General features: G+C 58.8%; 16 protein-coding genes and 1 pseudogene. 9 read left to right on the top strand and 8 right to left on the bottom strand.

Annotated elements, in window-relative coordinates:
* Positions 1-49: 49 nt before the first annotated feature.
* Positions 50-391: a hypothetical protein gene (locus HAP48_RS15570; RefSeq protein WP_166212923.1), complete on the bottom strand. Its 342-nt coding sequence runs from the start codon at positions 389-391 to the stop codon at positions 50-52.
* Between the two features lie 84 nt (positions 392-475).
* Positions 476-1,045, bottom strand: a complete 570-nt coding sequence (locus HAP48_RS15565; protein WP_166212925.1) for a hypothetical protein — start codon at positions 1,043-1,045, stop codon at positions 476-478.
* A 47-nt stretch (positions 1,046-1,092) separates the two neighbouring features.
* Between HAP48_RS15565 and HAP48_RS15560 the strand changes: the two genes are divergently transcribed.
* From HAP48_RS15560 to HAP48_RS15540, 5 genes are all read left to right on the top strand, one after another.
* Entirely contained in the window at positions 1,093-1,533 is a 441-nt protein-coding gene (locus HAP48_RS15560; protein WP_166212927.1) for a LysR substrate-binding domain-containing protein, read from the top strand.
* A 364-nt stretch (positions 1,534-1,897) separates the two neighbouring features.
* Positions 1,898-3,346 (top strand): DUF1254 domain-containing protein, encoded by a 1,449-nt coding sequence (locus tag HAP48_RS15555; RefSeq protein WP_166212929.1) that lies wholly within the window; start codon positions 1,898-1,900, stop codon positions 3,344-3,346.
* A 1,007-nt stretch (positions 3,347-4,353) separates the two neighbouring features.
* Positions 4,354-5,361, top strand: coding sequence for a transporter (locus tag HAP48_RS15550; protein ID WP_166212931.1), 1,008 nt, complete (start codon positions 4,354-4,356; stop codon positions 5,359-5,361).
* Between the two features lie 85 nt (positions 5,362-5,446).
* Positions 5,447-7,324, top strand: a complete 1,878-nt coding sequence (locus HAP48_RS15545) for a sensor histidine kinase (RefSeq protein ID WP_166212933.1) — start codon at positions 5,447-5,449, stop codon at positions 7,322-7,324.
* 241 nt (positions 7,325-7,565) lie between these two features.
* Complete coding sequence (locus HAP48_RS15540; protein WP_166216370.1) at positions 7,566-8,717, top strand: AI-2E family transporter; 1,152 nt, start codon at positions 7,566-7,568, stop codon at positions 8,715-8,717.
* A 322-nt stretch (positions 8,718-9,039) separates the two neighbouring features.
* Here HAP48_RS15540 and HAP48_RS50740 read toward each other — a convergent pair whose 3' ends face one another.
* Positions 9,040-9,288, bottom strand: coding sequence for a hypothetical protein (locus tag HAP48_RS50740; RefSeq protein WP_420869868.1), 249 nt, complete (start codon positions 9,286-9,288; stop codon positions 9,040-9,042).
* 230 nt (positions 9,289-9,518) lie between these two features.
* Positions 9,519-11,207 carry an aspartate:alanine exchanger family transporter gene (locus HAP48_RS15530; protein ID WP_166212935.1) on the bottom strand — a complete coding sequence of 563 codons (1,689 nt, stop codon included), beginning with the start codon at positions 11,205-11,207 and terminating at the stop codon, positions 9,519-9,521.
* On the opposite strand from HAP48_RS15530, the gene HAP48_RS15525 reads away from it, so the two are divergent.
* Together HAP48_RS15525 and HAP48_RS15520 are read left to right on the top strand one after the other, a co-directional pair.
* The gene (locus HAP48_RS15525) at positions 11,182-11,772 is read left to right on the top strand and encodes an HdeA/HdeB family chaperone (protein ID WP_224496479.1); all 591 of its coding nucleotides are present in this window, start codon (positions 11,182-11,184) and stop codon (positions 11,770-11,772) included. The two genes, HAP48_RS15530 and HAP48_RS15525, sit on opposite strands and share 26 nt — an antisense overlap.
* A gap of 26 nt (positions 11,773-11,798) precedes the next feature.
* Positions 11,799-12,092 (top strand): HdeA/HdeB family chaperone, encoded by a 294-nt coding sequence (locus HAP48_RS15520; protein ID WP_166212938.1) that lies wholly within the window; start codon positions 11,799-11,801, stop codon positions 12,090-12,092.
* 556 nt (positions 12,093-12,648) lie between these two features.
* Here the strand turns inward: HAP48_RS15520 and HAP48_RS15515 are convergent.
* The 3 genes and pseudogenes from HAP48_RS15515 to HAP48_RS15505 all read right to left on the bottom strand — a co-directional run bounded on the left by HAP48_RS15515 (position 12,649) and on the right by HAP48_RS15505 (position 14,459).
* Positions 12,649-12,954 carry a DNA ligase-like domain-containing protein gene (locus HAP48_RS15515; protein ID WP_166212940.1) on the bottom strand — a complete coding sequence of 102 codons (306 nt, stop codon included), beginning with the start codon at positions 12,952-12,954 and terminating at the stop codon, positions 12,649-12,651.
* Between the two features lie 50 nt (positions 12,955-13,004).
* Positions 13,005-13,853 (bottom strand): annotated as a pseudogene (ku, locus tag HAP48_RS15510) (non-homologous end joining protein Ku).
* Positions 13,854-14,183: 330 nt separating this feature from the next.
* Complete coding sequence (locus HAP48_RS15505) at positions 14,184-14,459, bottom strand: hypothetical protein (RefSeq protein ID WP_166212942.1); 276 nt, start codon at positions 14,457-14,459, stop codon at positions 14,184-14,186.
* A gap of 168 nt (positions 14,460-14,627) precedes the next feature.
* On the opposite strand from HAP48_RS15505, the gene HAP48_RS15500 reads away from it, so the two are divergent.
* A complete protein-coding gene (locus tag HAP48_RS15500; protein ID WP_166212944.1) occupies positions 14,628-14,864 on the top strand; it encodes a DUF6894 family protein in 237 nt (78 codons plus the stop codon).
* Between the two features lie 456 nt (positions 14,865-15,320).
* On the opposite strand, the gene HAP48_RS15490 is transcribed toward HAP48_RS15500, so the two are convergent.
* Positions 15,321-15,584, bottom strand: a complete 264-nt coding sequence (locus tag HAP48_RS15490) for a hypothetical protein (protein WP_166212946.1) — start codon at positions 15,582-15,584, stop codon at positions 15,321-15,323.
* A 621-nt stretch (positions 15,585-16,205) separates the two neighbouring features.
* Here HAP48_RS15490 and HAP48_RS15485 point away from each other — a divergent pair.
* A complete protein-coding gene (locus HAP48_RS15485) occupies positions 16,206-16,376 on the top strand; it encodes a hypothetical protein (RefSeq protein WP_166212948.1) in 171 nt (56 codons plus the stop codon).
* Positions 16,377-16,822 lie beyond the last annotated feature (446 nt).

The following is a 16,822-nucleotide window of genomic DNA, read 5'->3' as shown; positions in this document are numbered from 1 at the left end:
TGTTTCAGCTTGGGCAATCCGCCAAGCAACGAGACAAAGGGGTCGGCCATCACTCCACCGCCTGCCTTGAGTTATACTGCTGTGCGGCCGCGTCGCGTACGAACCGAAGCGCTTCAATCGCCTGCACGAGCCTGGAACGGTCCACCTTTTTCAGGAAGAGGATGCTGTTCGGCCCGTACACGAAGAAATTCTCGCGCTCGGAGTCCTCTGTTTCAACTCGCCGATAGTCCCCGAACGTTCCGCCCTCGGCAATCGCTCGCGTAAGATCAGCAAACTCCTGTGCGGACTTAGGCCCATCCGTCTTCAGAAACGTCTCGATATCAAACGTGTCTGTCGTCTCTTCCAAACTGCCACGCCATCCGGCCAGCGGTCCTTTACCTCGATTGGTCATTCGTATCTCGTCTCCTGTCATATGATAAATTCGGCCGTCACAGGCCGCACACAGGAGGACGAATTAAAAGCAGCGGAGCAAAACTCAATCCGGTAGAGCAAGACTCTCGAACATGGGAGATCCTCCTTGTTCAACTTCGTACGACGAGCCAAAGAACTTCTTCACTTCAGGCAATATGATCTGCAGCCGCGCTTTACGCTTTGCAGTCAACTTCATTTGCCCGGCAATCGCCTTCTTCGCTGCACGATTAAGCCGCATGCGGAAACGATCAGCTGAAGTATCGTTGCCGTGCTCCGCATGCACTGCCTCATCCTTCTTGATGAAGTGACGGCGGATAACACTAGGACGTTTCAATTGGCTCGACTTCGCGAACCTTATGAATCGTTCAAGCACGTCAAAATCCTTATCGTCTCCAAACTTGATCTCTGTAGCGGACGGCTTATTGAGGTATAAATGGTCGTAAACAATCGAGCATAGGAAGGCGACATGATGCTCGTTATTGGGGTCCAGCTTGAGCTTTTTGAATAGTTGGTCGCGTTTGCGGAGATGCTGCTTCTGCTGCGTGATCTCTGGGGGCAGCTGCAATCCAGATTTCCCAGCCACACTTCGCAGCAGCTCGAATTCATCGATGATCAATTGTCCACGTGGCTTCATTGGAGCTCATCATGTCCGTTGATTGCACTCGGATGATGTCCAGGGCCTTGGGCACATATCGTCGGCGCCTCGTGGCTGCCCCGGCCTATCTGGCGGCCAAGGGTGTCCCTCTGACCCCCGACGACCTCAGGGCTCATGCCTGTCTGCACCACAAGTTTCCGACCAGCGGAAAGTTCGAGCGATGGCCGCTGCGGGGCGAGCATGCCGGCATCGAGAGTGAACTGCCGAAAACGGCGGTGGCAAGTACGCTTGAGCCGCTGATCTGTATGGCCGAGCAAGGCCTGGGTATCGCCTACATGCCGGACTTCGCCATAAGCCGGCAACTTCGCGAAGGTCTGCTCGTCACCGTGCTCGATGACTACACCGATCGCTCCGGACCGCTTCGGGTGCTATGGCCGTCGAACCGCCATCTCGCTCCCAAGCTCAGGGCATTCGTAGACTTTCTCGCAGCGAATCTTGTCCCGGCCGTCGAAGGCGAAGCAGGATAAGGGTCGATCTCGATCGGCGCGGGGGGTGAGCAATGTCGGTGGCACTTTGTGACCGCCTCCGCGGTCCTGAGGTTAATGTACAGCTCGGATTTTGTGGACTGCGTAACAGGCAAGTCAGCCAAACTTTTCTCGGTCGTCCGCTTAGGGTCAAACTCGGAAGTCGGAACGCGCAACCGTAACGTTCCGCTTCACCCCCGACACCGGACTTTCGATAGCAAGCGCGGCACTTCCGAAAAGGGCCAACAACGGACATCCAGCCTGACGGATTGCTTGATTTTGCATAGACCTACCCGCAGGGTGCGCCTAACTTTTGTCGTGCCAGTCTACGTTGAGCTCAAGTCGCAAAATCGGAAGGAGTGTTCAAATGCTGACGAAACGCGATCTTCTTCGTTCGGCCGCCTTGGCTGCAATCACTGCCTCAACGGCGAAGTCCGTCCCAGTGCACGCACAGACGAGCGCCGACCGTCCTGGGTTTTTCAAGGCAAAAGACATTGCGGAAGCAGGTTTCATCTATGGCCTGCCAATCGTGATGAACTACGGGGTCATGTACGAGTACGCCGTCGATCGCAATTCGGGGCAGTTCAAAGCCCCCTTCAATCAGATCAAGAACGAGCCCAACGTCTTCACCTACAAGGACACCGCTATTGTCACGCCGAACAGCGACACCCCTTACTCGTTCGTGTGGATGGACCTGAGGGCAGAGCCTTTCGTCCTTTCGGTCCCGGCGGTGGACCCCAAGCGCTACTACTCGGTCATGCTCTGCGACGGCAATACCTATAATTACGGCTATATCGGCAGCCGTGCCACGGGAAGCGAGGCCGGCGATTACATGGTGGTCGGGCCGGACTGGAAGGGCACGACCCCGCCCGGCATCAAGAAGGTGTTCCGGTCGAGCACACAATTTTCATTGGCGGGCTATCGCACCCAGCTATTCAGTGCTGACGACCTCGACGGCGTGAAGAAGGTCCAGGCGGGCTACAAGGCACAGACGCTGTCCGACTACCTGAAGCAGCCGATGACCACGGCTGCTGCGCCAGCCATCGACTTTCCGAAAATCAACACGGAACTCGCGAAGACGAACTTCTTCGAGTTTCTCGACTTCGCGCTGCAATTCGCCCCGCCGCAGGAGAACGAAAAGGAGATACGCGCGCAGCTTGCCAGTATCGGCGTCGGACCCGGCAAAACCTTCAACTTCAAGGACCTGCCGTTGGAGCAAAAAGTCGAAGTCGGTTTGGGCATGAAGGAAGGCGAGAAGAAGATCGCCGAATATCTGGCCAATGTTGCCGGCAAGGAAATCAACGGCTGGCGGGTCAGTTCGCTGTTCGGCGACAGTGCTTTTTACAACGGCGATTGGTTGAAGCGCGCTGCCGGCGCGAAGGGTGGCATATACGGCAACGACGCAGTGGAGGCGATGTATCCCGCCAGGCGCACCGACAGCGACGGTCAGACGCTCGACGGCAGCAAGAATAATTACACGCTGACATTCCCCGCGGGGCAGTTGCCGCCGGTGAATGCCTTCTGGTCGGTGACCATGTATGACGGCAAGTCACAGTTGCTGATCGAAAACCCGATCAACCGTTATCTGATCAACTCGCCGATGTTGCCGACCATGAAGACAAATGCGGACGGGTCGCTCACGCTTTACATCCAGGCCAAATCGCCGGGCGCCGACAAGGAATCCAACTGGCTGCCTGCTCCAAACGACACGATTTACCTTGTCATGCGGCTCTACTGGCCGAAGACCGAAGCACCTTCGATCTTGCCTCCGGGCGAAGGGACATGGCAGCCGCCCGGCATAAAGCGGGTCGCATAGAACGACCGAGATAGCGGCCACCCGCAGGTACGAGCACCGCGCTGGTCAATTTCATCGCCAGTGCGCGCGGCTGCCTGAAAGGATGGATTGTCGCCTTTGGGTCAAACACGGAAGTCGGAACACGCAACAGTAGCGTCCGCTTCACCCCGACACCGGACTTTCGATAGCCCGCGCGGCACTTCCGAAAAAGGCCAAGAGGCGACATGGGATCGCGTCAATAAATGAAAGAAGCCGCCAACTGAGGCGGCCTCTGGTCGAGCGCTCCGGCAACACCTTTTTTGGGGCCACGGGGCCGGTACTGGGGCCATCTACCGGCCCGGGTGGTCGGTCGGGCCAGGTTGCGGGGAATTACCCTGAAATAAACATAACGGCGGCTGCCAGTGCGACAGGGCAAAGCCCGAAAACTACAGCGAGCACCTTGTAGAGTAGGTCGTCCGGCATAACGCAACCGTCCTCTCTTTTAGGTTGAAGACGTAAGCCGGGAAAACTCGGTAACGCCAGTGCAGTTTGTGCCAAGCCATAAAAGTTATATCACCGGAACTCCGTTCACCCACGGAGAGCGCCGGAAGGCGCTCGGCTACATTGTGAAGATGACAATCAGGATCAGCACGGAAAGTGCGATTGAGACGCAGCCAGCCATCGTTATCCGATCCCATTTCATGCTGTGAACGTTTGAAGCTGTGGCCGGTCCGCTCGTTGATTTGGGTCATGAAACGCATTGCGACCTGTCGAAACTTATATGCCTAGAACAGTGAATAGGGCCTCTCTGTAGTCCTACCGAGAACGGGCGAGGGCGCTGCGATGCCGGATGTTCGTCATCGTTCCTTAAGGGTCCTGTCGAGGCGCAACTTATGCGGGGACCGCGCTACCCCGGATACCGATTTCGGCGAGATAGATCCCTGGGCCTTTGCGTAGCTCCTCGTGCCTGAAGCATAAAACGATGACGAAGGTTGCCAATGGACCGTTCGATCCCTTGAACCGACAGGGTCGCTTGGTAGGATGCTTCGATGAACCGGCATGGCGTTGGGGTGCAATTGACGGTCAGTGATGCGCCCGTTGTGGTCGACGCAAGCTCCGATGCGCCTGAAGCGCGTGTCGCAAGCCGGCTCTCTCTCTGCTTGGCATACGGAATGATCGCCGCTTTGTCCGTGGTCTCCAATGCGAAGGCACAGGAGGCAGAGCCGCGATCCTACTCTAATACGCCTATCGGGTTGAATTTTCTGATCGCAGGTTACGCTTACTCGCAAGGCAAGCTCGCGTTCGATCCTAACACGGCGATTGCCGACACTACATTCCGCTCCGACACCGGGGTGCTGGCCTATGTTCGGTCCTTCGAGCTTGCGGGCCAGTCTGCCAAGCTTGATGTGATCGTGCCGACATCATCCTTCGCCGCGCATGGCCTCGTGAACGGTGAGCCGCGCGAGCGGGAGACGTTGGGCTTGGGCGATCCGCGATTTCGCTTCTCGGTCAACTTGTTTGGGGCACCCGCGCTCTCGGCGAAGGAATTCGCCAGCTATCGGCAGGATCTAATCGTCGGAGTAAGCATGCAGGTCTCCGCGCCGGTCGGGCAGTATGACAACACGAAGCTGCTCAACCTAGGCGGAAATCGCTGGTCATTCCGGCCCGAGTTCGGGATTTCAAAGGCATGGGGTCCATGGACCGTCGAGCTAGCCCCAAGCGTAACTTTCTTCAGCAACAACACCGACTTCTTCGGCGGCAATACGTTCTCGCAGGCTCCGATCTATGCCGTGCAGGGACATGTCATCTACACGTTTCAGTCCGGCGTATGGATGGCGCTGGACGGGCTCTATTTCGCGGGCGGCCGCACGGCCCTCAACGGCGTCAAAAGTGATAACGAGCAGGCGATAACGCGAGCTGGCTTGACGGTCGCCTTGCCGATCAATCGACAGAACTCACTCAAGCTCTCTGCCAGTACCGGCATCACGACCCGCACAGGAAGCGAACTGACGGCAGTTGCTATCGCATGGCAGTATCGTTGGGGCGACGGATATTGAGGAAGGATGTCGTATGGCAGGGCGACAGTCCGTAGCGGTTCTGGTCGCTCGATCAGGCGCGGGCCATCGTCGCGGTAAGACAGCAATGCAGTTTTGGCTAGTTGCCTTATCATGGCGATCTTGCACGTGGACCTTCGCCGCTGCGCTGGCGGTCGCATTTTTGCTGGCGACGCTGGGTCAAAGTCAGGCGGCTGATCCAGGGCCCAAACGAGTTCTGATGCTGCATTCATTCGGTCCTCGTTCCAAACCTTGCAGCGACTACGCTCAGGCCATTCGCACAGAAATAGACCTGCGCTCGCAGAGTTCGGTGGAATTTCTGGAACATTCACTTGTGAATGCCGGCCAATCTCAGGAAAAATTGGAAGGTGCCGTCGTTGAGTACCTTAGCACCCTCTACACGGACCATCCGCCCGACCTTATCGTGGCCCTCGGCGCACCGGCAGCCAGTTTCATCCAGCGCCATCGTCAGCTTATTTTTCCAATGGTGCCGATGATCATTACAGCCGTAGACCAGCGCTTAGTTCAATATGAAAAACTGACGGATAATGACGCTGTAGTGTCGGCCACGAATGATGTTCCGTTTCTCTTCGAGAATATCATGCGCGTCTTGCCCGACACAAAGACCATCGCAATTGTAAACGGCACTTCCCAAATAGAGCGATTTTGGACGGAAGAAATGCGTCGAGAACTCGCGCCACTCGCGGGCCGGGTCGAGCTAAAATGGTACGATGAACTTCCATTCGACGAGCTTCTTAAGAAAGCAGAACATCTTCCGCCTCATACCGCAATCTTCTTTGTTCTAATGAATGTCGATGCGGCAGGGATAACACACGAAACGGGCAATGCTCTGAATAAGCTCGCTGCCTCAGCCAGCGCGCCGATTTTCTCTTTCGATGGTTCTTTTTTCGGAGAGAATGTCGTTGGCGGACCGATGTTCTCTCCGCTTGAGGGAGGGCGGATAGCCGCAGCCGTTGCCATTCGCATCCTTGAGGGAGAAAAAGCAGGCAATATCAAAACTCCGGCCATTGAATACGCGTCGCCAAAATTTGACTGGCGGCAAATGCAGCGGTTTGGGATCAGCGACAGTAACCTGCCTATTGGCAGCACCGTCTACTTCCGACAGCCAACGGTTTGGGAGCGGTATAGGTGGCAGATCGCATCCATCGTCGCGGTTCTTCTGATACAGATCGGGTTTATCTCGGTCCTGCTGCGTGAGCATCGTCGGCGTCAACTTGCCGAAGTGCAGGCGCGGCAGCGCATGGCTGAACTTGCTCATGTCAATCGCTTCTCGACTGCTGGTGAACTGACCGCCTCAATCGCTCATGAAATCAACCAGCCGCTCGGGTCCATTCTGACCAATGCCGAGACCGCAAAGGTAATCCTGCAATCTCCCAGCCCTGACATTTCCGAACTGAACGAGATTGTGGACGATATTTTGAACGATGACCGGCGCGCTAACGAGGTCATCCGGAGTATGCGCAGCCTTCTGAAAAGGGCACCCTTCGAACTGAAACGTCTCGACCTCAATGACGTCGCGCGGGAAACCATCGAATTTCTCTCGGCGTTGGCTGTCGCGCGAAAGGCCGAGTTGATCGGCGTGATAACGCCGGGTGCGCTTCCGGTGCTCGGCGACCGCATCCAGCTTCAACAAGTCATTCTGAACCTTGTCGTGAACGGGATCGACGCGATGAAGGACATGCCGAGCGAAAATCGCATCATCAGCATCCGAACTTCGCGGGTCGAAAGCTTCGCTCAGCTATCCGTGTCAGATCATGGTCCAGGCATTCCCGAAGACAAACTAGAAAGGGTCTTCGCGCCGTTCTACACCAGCAAGGCCGAAGGCATGGGGATGGGACTATCCATCGCGCGCACTATCATCGTGGCACACAAGGGGCTGATATCAGCGAGAAATAGGGATCACGGTGGCGCGTCGTTTAGGATCAGGCTTCCTCTTGTTAGTTGACCCAGAGCGGCGGCTCCGCGCCGAAAGCCACCGTCGAGCCGATCCATCCGAAGGCCATGCCGGTGGCTGCAAGAAGGCGAGTGGATCGGTCGTCAGTCAGCAGGGCGGCGCACTTGCCCGATCCCGCCTATGGGCCTCCCGGTCGGTCGTGTTCGCTTGATCTGGATCAAGCCCTCCGCGCGAGAGGGGGGACTAGGCTCTCTCACCCGCAACTTGCGTGGCCAAGGCTGAAGGCGCGTCCGTGAGAACACTCCGTCAGATCATCTCCGGAGACGAGATCATCCAGCTTGTGATCCGGCTGGGTTTGCTCGCGGTCCTGATCGCCTGGACACTGCTCCTGATCCGTCCGTTCGTGCCAATCCTGGCATGGAGTGTCGTGCTCGCCGTTGCGCTTAATCCGGTGTTTCAGCGCCTCGCCAAAATCCTCGGCGGCCGGCCCAAACTTGCGGCAGCGATCCTAACCCTTATCAGTCTTGCCGTTGTCATCGGGCCCGCGACGTGGCTCGGCATGGGCGCAGTCGACGGGATCAGGGATCTTGCCGGTCAAATGACGGCGGGCGAGATGTTGGTTCCTTCGCCACCTCAATCGATCAAGGATTGGCCACTCGTCGGGCCTCGGCTCTTCGATCTCTGGGATCAGGCCTCGACCAATCTGCGTTCGCTTCTGCGCGAAGTGGTGCCCTATCTCAAGCCCCTCGCGACGACCTTGCTTGGATTTGCCGGCAATGCCGGTGTGGGGACCGTGAAGTTCCTGCTGTCCGTGGTCGTGGCTGGCGTCCTGTTTCCATATGGCCCGCAGCTCGTGGTCGCGGGTCGTGACTTTCTGTCACGGATCGTGCCGGACCAGAGCGAGCACTTTCTGGACCTCGCGGGTACCACCATCCGTGCGGTCGCCCAGGGTGTGATCGGCGTCGCGATCCTCCAATCCTTGCTCGCCGGCATTGGGTTCAAGCTGGCCGGTATCGCCAGCGCGGGACTGCTGGCGTTCGTGGTGCTATTGCTGTCGATCGTGCAGATCGGCGGAACGATCGTTATCCTGCCGGTCATTATCTGGATCTGGACCGACAAGGAATTCCCGATCGCACTTCTGCTGACGGTGTTTCTCGTGATCGTATCAGTGCTCGACAACATCCTAAAGCCGCTCGTCATGGGGCGAGGCCTTACTACGCCCGCACTCGTCATCCTGATCGGGGTGATCGGGGGAACCCTCGTCCACGGCATCATTGGCCTCTTCATCGGACCGATCATTCTGTCGGTGGCTTGGGAACTGACGGTTGCCTGGATCCGTACCGAACGCGCTCCGCAGCGGGGAGATGTTGGCTATGGGCCGCCGCGCTCTCTTGATCTGCATCAAGGCGTCTCTTCAGCCCCTTCGCTGGATAACAATCGCTGACCCACCAAACCAAGAGCATGGCCGAGTCCGCGATGGGAGCACGCGATGGCAGTCCAGTTCCTGCTTGGCACCGTCATCAGCGTGATCAACATCGTGATTCACGCGCTCGTGACTGTCGTGGCAATCGGCATCGCCCGCACCGCCGGATTGTAGCACACGGCACTGCCTCGATCGCACCTGATGGCTGTGATGGTCACGACAGCCGTCATTTGGTGGTCGCACACACGGTCGAGGTCCTGGTCTTGGCGCTTGCCTACGCCATGGTCGACGCGACCACCACGACCTGCTGCAAAGGTGATGATCGCCCTGACCTGCGGCGGGTTCACACTCGACAGCGCGATGGAAGCCCAGCCGCGGCGGACTGTCCGACGACGACGTCGTCCTTCGGGAGAACGCGTTTCTCGGCTACCATGTAGTCGATGATCCAGAGATCGACCTGCGCCACCGAACGTCCGGCGTCGTGGAAGTTCGGATTGGTACAGTTTCCGACCATGGAGAAAAACGGCCCGTAGAGACCGTGCTCGGGAATGTCGATGGCGGCTGCACCATATCCGCTGCCGACCGGCGCCACCACGAAGTAGCCGCCGGCTTGAGCGAGACGCCATGGTTCATGATCGCGAGCGGGAAGGGGCCGTAGCCGACGGGGCGAACATCGGGAGTAGCAGCGGCCGCGCGCAGATCTCCTCCTAGGTACGGACATTGTCCTCGGCGATGGCCGGCAAGCCGACGGCGGCAAGGAGCCCAAAGCCGTCAAGAGCGGTCGGAAGATTGCGGCCAACTGCCTACGCATCGTCGCCGCCGTCAGCCGGTATAAGTGAGCGCCACGATGATCGGGCCGAGTACGGTCAGGACGACATTGCCGATGGCGTAGGGCACTGCGACGCCGAGTACTGGGGTCTGACTCTCGGCGACTTCGCAGGCTCCGGTCACCGCAGCATCGACGGTCATGGCGCCAGCCAGCGCCCCACAGGTGATGACCGGATTCATGTGCAACACATAGCGCGCAAACAGCGTCGCGACGATCAGCGGCACGAGCGTGACGACCAAGCCCATGCCCACCAGCAAGGCCCCGTGCGCCTGTATCGCAGCCCAGGCCGCGGCTCCGTTGCCGAGGCCGACTGCTGCGATGAAGCCACCGAGCCCGAGATCGCTCAGTGTCTGCTGTGCCGCGCGTGGTAACGCTCCGATGGTCGGCCGGCGCGACCGCAGCCAGCCGCAGACGAGGCCAGCGATCAGCGCGCCGCCGCCGCCGCCCAAGGTCAGCGGGATGCCGCCGACCCTGAAGCTGACGAGACCCGCGAGGAGGCCCGCGGCGATGCCGGTTGCGAGAAAGGCGATGTCGGCGCGGTCGCCGGAGCGCAGGATCTGCCCGACCTTCGTGGCGGCGCGCTCGATGTTGCGAGTGCTGCCGACGAGCGTCATGACGTCCCCGACATAGACGCGGGTGTCCGGGCCCAACGGGACCTCGCGGCCCATCCTGGTCAGCGTGCGGAGATAGACGCCGCGGGCGTCGTTGCCGACGCGTTCAGCGATCTCCTTGATCGATCGGCCATGGAGATGGCGGCTGTCGACGAGGACGTCGATCACGTTGCCCGGGATTGCCTTCAGGATTTCGTCGGCATCGATTTCGTTGCCGATGACCGGCTTTGCCGCGACGAGGGCAGCGGTTCGCCCGGCGACGACGATGTCGTCGCCGGGTTCGAGAATGGTGTCGAGGCGCGGCTCGATATCGGCTCCCTGCCGCACGATTCGCTCGACGACAGTGCGGCTGCCAATTTCCTCTTCGACGTCCTTGACCGTGCGTCCCGCGGCGGCCAATACCCGGTACGCGCGCGCCTGGAATTTGCGATAGTGGAGATTTTCACTCTGTGGCGGGTTGCCGCCGGAAAGCTCCGCCTCTAGCTTCGCCGCCTCCGCCTTCAAATCGATCCGCATCAGTTTCGGTGCGACAAACGGCACGTACAGGAGCGTGAGAATATAGCCGAGGACATAGGTGACGGCGTATCCGGCTGCGATGTTTGCTTCCTGCTGCTTCAAAGCATCACTGGACAGGCCGACCTGCGCGAGCGCTCCGGACGCCGTGCCGATGATGGAAGATTGCGTCAGCCCACCGGCGGCAAGTCCCGAGGCCGTGCCCGGATCGAGCTTGAACGTGAATGCAAATATCAAAACGAGGATGAGGCCTGTGCTGCCGAGCACGAGCGCCATGCCGACCTGCGCCAGGGTGCGGATGCTCAAGGAGGCGAAGAATTCGGGGCCGGACCGGTAGCCGATCGTGAACACAAACAGGCTGAACAGAAGCACGCGCAGCACCGACGGGAATGTAAAGGTCCCGAGCTGACCAATGAGAACGGCCACCACCAGTATGCAGGCTGTCGTTCCGATCGAGAAACCACGAATCTTGACTCGGCCCAGCACCGTGCCGATGGCGATCGAAAGCAGCAGGAAGATTTCCGGAGCGGTGGTGATCATCCACCTGACGGTACCCATGGCGCATGCCCTCCAGCCATTTGCGCGGAATCTGGTCAGTGAAACCCGGCGACGCTTGATTCAGATCAATCCTGCGGCCTCAAGGCCATCGTCGATAAGAGGGGCATGTCTCGGTGCTTCGGTGCTTGCCACAGGCTCCTTCTGCAGCGCGGCACAAAAGAAAGAGCTTGATCTAGATCAAACCCGCCGCCGCGTTTCGCAGATTGATCTGAATCAATACTGGCAGCCGATTCTCCTTCCTGAATGCGCCTCATCGGTGACGGAGTTGATTATGCGGAAATCCGTGCTCTATCTGATCCTCGCGGGCGCGACCTGGCCATGCGCAGCCCATGCGCAAGTTAAGATCGATATGGCCCGTGTGACATGTGCCGACTATCTAGCGCTTTCAGCCGAAGACTCGGCGGTCTTTTCTGCGTGGATGAGCGGTTGGTTCAATCAGAAAACCGGTTACGTGTTCGTTGACTTGAATGCCTATGCTCGAAACGTCGCGAATGTGAAGTCGTGGTGCGCTTTAAACCCGACGCAAACCGTGATGGCCGGTCTTCAACGCGCAACGGCTCAATAGCGACCACAGGCGACACTGGAGGCCTTATGAAACGGACCATCATTTCCAGCTTCTGTGTGTTGATCCTGATGAATATTACGCCAGCCCACGCCCAGGTCGTGATTGACCTTTCGGTGCTCACCTGCAAGCAGCTCCTTGATTCAGATGCCGGGCGACAGGCCCTGATAAGTTCGTGGATGGGCGGCTATTTCAGCGCGACAAAGAATCTCAGCGAACTCGACATCCGCTACGTTAAGCGGAACGCGAAGGTTGTAGGCAGCTACTGCAAGACGCACAGGTCGGATACCGTCATGAATGCAATGCAGAAGAACTGGCACTAGACTTAGCGTCCGGGCCTGCCGGCACTCTCTTTTGGAGGCTGACCCACGATGGGGTTGAGCCGAAGTTGCCAGCTTAAGGGCGGATCTTCGCGGTTGACCAGGTCGACATCGTCACATGCAGTATGAAGCCCGGCGGCGCGCATCTCCGCGGATCCGTCAGCAATACTTTTTGCCTGGCTCAAATCACCAGCGCGGTGTTAACGGGTCATTCCGGTCGCACATCTGCGGACGGCTCGGCGAGTCCGGCGCACCGTCGTTCTCTCGACGCACACTCCGTCGAACCGACAGTTCCGTTTCGATGAGGAGACGGTTGTCGTCGATGCCAGCTCGACCATGCCCAAGTTGCGATTTTTTCCCGCCGGGTCATGCTCGTGTGACGTGTTCACAGTAAGTGGAAGAGGAGCCGGCGCCAGGGCCCGCGCGCCAGGCTCCTCCCCGAAACGCGACCGCGTTGCGTCCCCAACGGTCCCGTCCCGAAGGAAGCGTGCGCCAATCGGGTTGCTCATTTGCTAACGTATTCGAGGCGGCCGACTAGGAACCTTCGTGTTTTTTCTGCCTAAGAGATTTGGGCCAACTTTTCGTTCGTGGAGGTGGAGTTGAAGCGCTCCTGGACCACCGAAGAAATAGAAAACTTAAAAGCTATGGCGGGCAAATTACCCGCTAGCAAAAACGCCGAGCAATTGGGCCGCGGTCCGGTGCGATCACAATGAAGGCGCACAAGCTTCACGCTGATCGCCGGAAACCGTTTGCTCCAGTCGTGGCCGTTGCGGGTGAACAGGCGTACGTGCTGGCCGTCGCGCTGGACGATGAGGCGGTGCCAGTCGTGCTTGATTTCATGCAGCCAGTCGGCGCCGGCGGGCACGGCCGTGGCACGGCTGGGCGGGCAGGGCTGATCAGAGCCGGATGGGCACCTTAGCTCGCCTTCCGGCGCGGCTTGGCCGACGTCTTCTTGGTTTTCGTTGTTTTGGCTGCCGCCGCCGGCTTGCCCGGACGCTCGATGCTCTGCTTAAGCGCGTCCATCAGGTTGAAGACATTGCTCGGCGCGGGCTTGCGGATTGCCGCGATCGGCTGACCCTTCCGCTTTTGCTCGAGCAGCTCTTGCAGAGCCTGCTCATAATGATCTTCGAACTTTGTCGGCTCAAAATGGCCGGACTTCTGCTCGACGATGTGTTTTGCGAGATCCAGCATGTCCTTCGTGATCTTCACGTCCTGGATATCGTCGAAATATTCCGCGGCGTCTCGAACCTCGTACGGATAGCGGAGCAGCATGCCCATCAGGCCCTTGTCCCGCGCCTCGAGCGCGATGACGTGCTCGCGATTGGTCAGCACCACGCGGGCGAGGGCGACCTTATCGAGCGAGCGGATGGTTTCGCGAATGACGGCGTAGGCATCGTGGCCGACCTTGCCGTCCGGGACGATGTAGTAGGGCCGAACGAGATACAGATCGTCGATCTCGCTTCTTGGCCACGAACTCGTCGATCTCGATGGTTCGGGTGGATTCCAGCGCGATGTTCTCAAGCTCGTCCTTCGTCACCTCAAGATATTGGTCGGTGTCGACCTTGTAGCCCTTGATGATGTCGTCTGATGCGACCTCTTCGCCGCTGTCGGCGTCAACCTTGAGATACTTGATCCGGTGGCCGGTTTTCTTGTTGATCTGGTTGAAGCTGATCTTGTCGGATTCAGACGTCGCCGGAAACAGTGCGACCGGGCACGTCACAAGCGACAGCCGCAAGAATCCTTCCAATTGGCGCGCGGGGCCATACTCAAACTCCACCTAAACTCAATGAGTCCAATATAGGCGGAGGGGCAGGGAAATGGAGTCGCAAGCGCGACATTAGGCGCATCAGCCGATAGGAACTGCTCGCGCGGCCAGGACTTGCCCGGGAACCAACCACGGGAGCGACCGTGACGGGCGAGGCTTTTTATCTAATGGTGTTGTTATGGCTCATTGGTGCTTTTCTGCTGGGCGCCGCGCTCACCTATGGCGTCATACGAGCAGGGCGGCTGCGACGGAGTGAGCGAGCACGCCTAGACCAAAACACGGCGCGGACTCAGCGGGCGGAAGACCCGCACAAACGTCCATTTTAGGATCTAGCAGTCCGGACAGCTATCGCCGATCCCGCGCAAAACGTCCTCGATCGCGGCCAGGCACTGCTCGGGGGTGGCGCCGGGAAAGGGGTGGTTCCAAGCCGCCTCACGGGCGCGGTTCCTTGCATCCGGATCGTTGCGGTCGAGCGCGTGTCCGTGGTGTTCACATTCGCGAACGGCGTGGTGTTCGATCAGAGTGCCCAGCGCCCAGCCTTCGAGGCTGCGATAAGCGGGGCGGTTGGCCTGCAGGGGCAGGCGGCGTTGTGCGTTGCTCTTCATGATGTGGTCTCGAATCGATCGACACCACCAGTTATAGCACCCCAGTCAAGTCAGCCCTGGGGGCCCGCCCAATTGTACCCGCTATTGCCTCCTGGAACTTGGTACGCAGGAGCTGGCGTTCACGCGCCACTCGCTGGAACGAGATCAACGTTTCGCAATTCATTGCCAATGACACGCTACTATTTCGATCTACGCGAAGATGGCGTCCTCGCGCCCGATGAAGAAGGCTTGGAGTTTGACAGCCTCGAGGCAGTCAAGGAAGAGGCGAGCCGCTCGCTGCTCGACCTTGTCCGTGACCAGGTGCTGGAGCGCGGGTTTCGAGATGCGGCAGTTGAAGTTCGCGATGGAGCCGATCGGGTTCTCAATGTGGCCGTCCTGTGGACGATGAAGCGCCTTGATTCTTGATCATCAGGGCTTCGCCTAGCTGTCTTCCTGATGGAGATAGTCAGGCACAAATCGCGCCTGCCATGAGATCAGGCCGCGACGCCTGAGGTCGTTATTGATCTGGATCAACTTGGCCGCGCGGTTCAAGCCACGCTGGAATTTCTACCGATGGGATTGACACTCTCGGCAGGTGCGGGATGATGGTTCCGGCAGTGACGATCAAACCGTCGTTGAATTTGGTTCGCGCAAAATCCTTAGCTTCTGCCTCTGTTGCGAACGTCTTAGTTAAGCGCGGATGTCGCCGCCTTGACAGCGTGCCATCTGTCGGAACTTCAAAAGTGACATACCACGTGTGCTTCATACCGCGATACCGCCACCCAGTATCGGTCGCCTGTCCTCCGCGCCGGGACGATAAAAAGCCATCACCGGGATGAAGCGGTGACGGCTTCTCTTTCGCTCGTGACCGCGAACAAGCTCTTACCGCCGCGCCCCAACGCGATTGACGCCACCATTCATGTTGCCACCGGCGTTATGACGAACCGCAGCGCGTGCCACCGGACGAGGCCTCAGCACGACGCCTGCGCGGGCAACGCAACCAGCCGGATATTCAGTGTACTGGCAGTACACGACCGCCTTGGCTGGCGCTGGATTGAGGGTGACGCCTGCAAGCCCCAACAGGGCGCTAGCAGCAATCCCGGCAACAGTCGCTGACTTGATCGAAAGACGCTTCCTCGAATGCATCGCGGACCTCCCTTTTTCGTGCCTGCGGAACAGATGCACGGGAGCCGCCTCAGGTGCGGCTGAACATAGCGTAAGCGCCAAAGGATCGCTGACGTTGACCTAGATCAAAGGAGCTGGGACGCTGTGTGGCCTTCTAATAGCCTCGACGCTGGTAGCGAAGAGGGCGGCGCGTGACAATCGCTGCTGGGGCCATCCACCAGCCCGCTTGGAGCGGCGGCCCGGATGGTCACATGAACAAGGCAAATGCAGTAAGGGCGACCGTGCAAATTCCGAGCACGACAATGCCGATGTAAAAGAAAATCTCTGGCATAGAGCAAGCCTCTGGTGCTTGCTAAATCAGCACACGGCCCGGCTCTCGTCTGAGCAAAATTGCTCACTTTTCCTCTCTTGCAGGGGAGCGCCCGACTACATCATAAGGATGAAAATTAGGACCAGCACGGAAAGTGCGATTGTGGCGCAACCGGCTATCGTTATTGCGTCCCATTTCATGCTGTGAACGCTGGAGCCGTTGCCGTTCCGCTCGTTGATTTGGATCAAGAGCGAATTGCGACCTATTGAAATTTATGTGCCCAGAACAGTGAATAGGCTTCTCGATGTGAGCGATGGCGATTTTATTTCGCTGTGTATGTCGATGGCTTGCCGCCCGTAGAGATCAGCCCGCGTGACACTGCAAAAAAAGCCATGGGCGCGGCAAGTGTGTCCGAGATCGCACTTTTTCGTCGGCTTCCGGGCGTATTGCGGGTGTGGGATATCATCATCACCGCCCTGCCTTCGGCTTTTATCGGTGACTGAGAGTGTTGCGCTCCCGCCTGACCTGGGGAGTGCATCACATGCCGGAATGTCATTCCCCTCGCATGATCGAGCGATCTCGCTGCCCCAAGTGCGACATTCGCATGATGCTGGTCTATGTCGAGCGCAGCTTTGCTGGTCCCGATTTGCACACGCTTGTATGCCCTAAGTGCGAACTGGCGTACAAGGCGCTGGCAGACCAATGAAAGAACCAAGCGGGCTGGCTCATCCGCCCTTTCACCAGAGCCGCCGGTCGTCAACGATCAAGCCAGCAGCGCGTAGGAAAAGGCAGGAGGGGCTAAATGCAGCGGGCCTATGCAAACGCGCAGTGCTCTGACGCGCACCACGGGCCTCCCTATTCGCTTTCCGGGTCCCTCGGGGCGCATCATGAACCGCCGGGACCGCGCGACCGCATCCATTGAAGAAATCTGGCGCGAGAAAATCCGTGG

Source organism: Bradyrhizobium septentrionale (assembly GCF_011516645.4).
Classification (GTDB): Bacteria; Pseudomonadota; Alphaproteobacteria; order Rhizobiales; family Xanthobacteraceae; genus Bradyrhizobium; species Bradyrhizobium septentrionale.
This window is presented reverse-complemented; position numbering and strand designations above follow the sequence as displayed.

What these genes read in the sequence shown, in the direction of transcription:
- HAP48_RS15505 (WP_166212942.1), bottom strand. Translation starts at nt 14,459, where the DNA reads ATGAAGAGCAACGCACAACGCCGCCTGCCCCTGCAGGCCAACCGCCCC.
- HAP48_RS15530 (WP_166212935.1), bottom strand. Translation starts at nt 11,207, where the DNA reads ATGGGTACCGTCAGGTGGATGATCACCACCGCTCCGGAAATCTTCCTG.
- HAP48_RS15555 (WP_166212929.1), top strand. Translation starts at nt 1,898, where the DNA reads ATGCTGACGAAACGCGATCTTCTTCGTTCGGCCGCCTTGGCTGCAATC.
- HAP48_RS15490 (WP_166212946.1), bottom strand. Translation starts at nt 15,584, where the DNA reads ATGCATTCGAGGAAGCGTCTTTCGATCAAGTCAGCGACTGTTGCCGGG.
- HAP48_RS15500 (WP_166212944.1), top strand. Translation starts at nt 14,628, where the DNA reads ATGACACGCTACTATTTCGATCTACGCGAAGATGGCGTCCTCGCGCCC.
- HAP48_RS15545 (WP_166212933.1), top strand. Translation starts at nt 5,447, where the DNA reads ATGCAGTTTTGGCTAGTTGCCTTATCATGGCGATCTTGCACGTGGACC.
- HAP48_RS15565 (WP_166212925.1), bottom strand. Translation starts at nt 1,045, where the DNA reads ATGAAGCCACGTGGACAATTGATCATCGATGAATTCGAGCTGCTGCGA.
- HAP48_RS15570 (WP_166212923.1), bottom strand. Translation starts at nt 391, where the DNA reads ATGACCAATCGAGGTAAAGGACCGCTGGCCGGATGGCGTGGCAGTTTG.
- HAP48_RS15550 (WP_166212931.1), top strand. Translation starts at nt 4,354, where the DNA reads ATGAACCGGCATGGCGTTGGGGTGCAATTGACGGTCAGTGATGCGCCC.
- HAP48_RS15520 (WP_166212938.1), top strand. Translation starts at nt 11,799, where the DNA reads ATGAAACGGACCATCATTTCCAGCTTCTGTGTGTTGATCCTGATGAAT.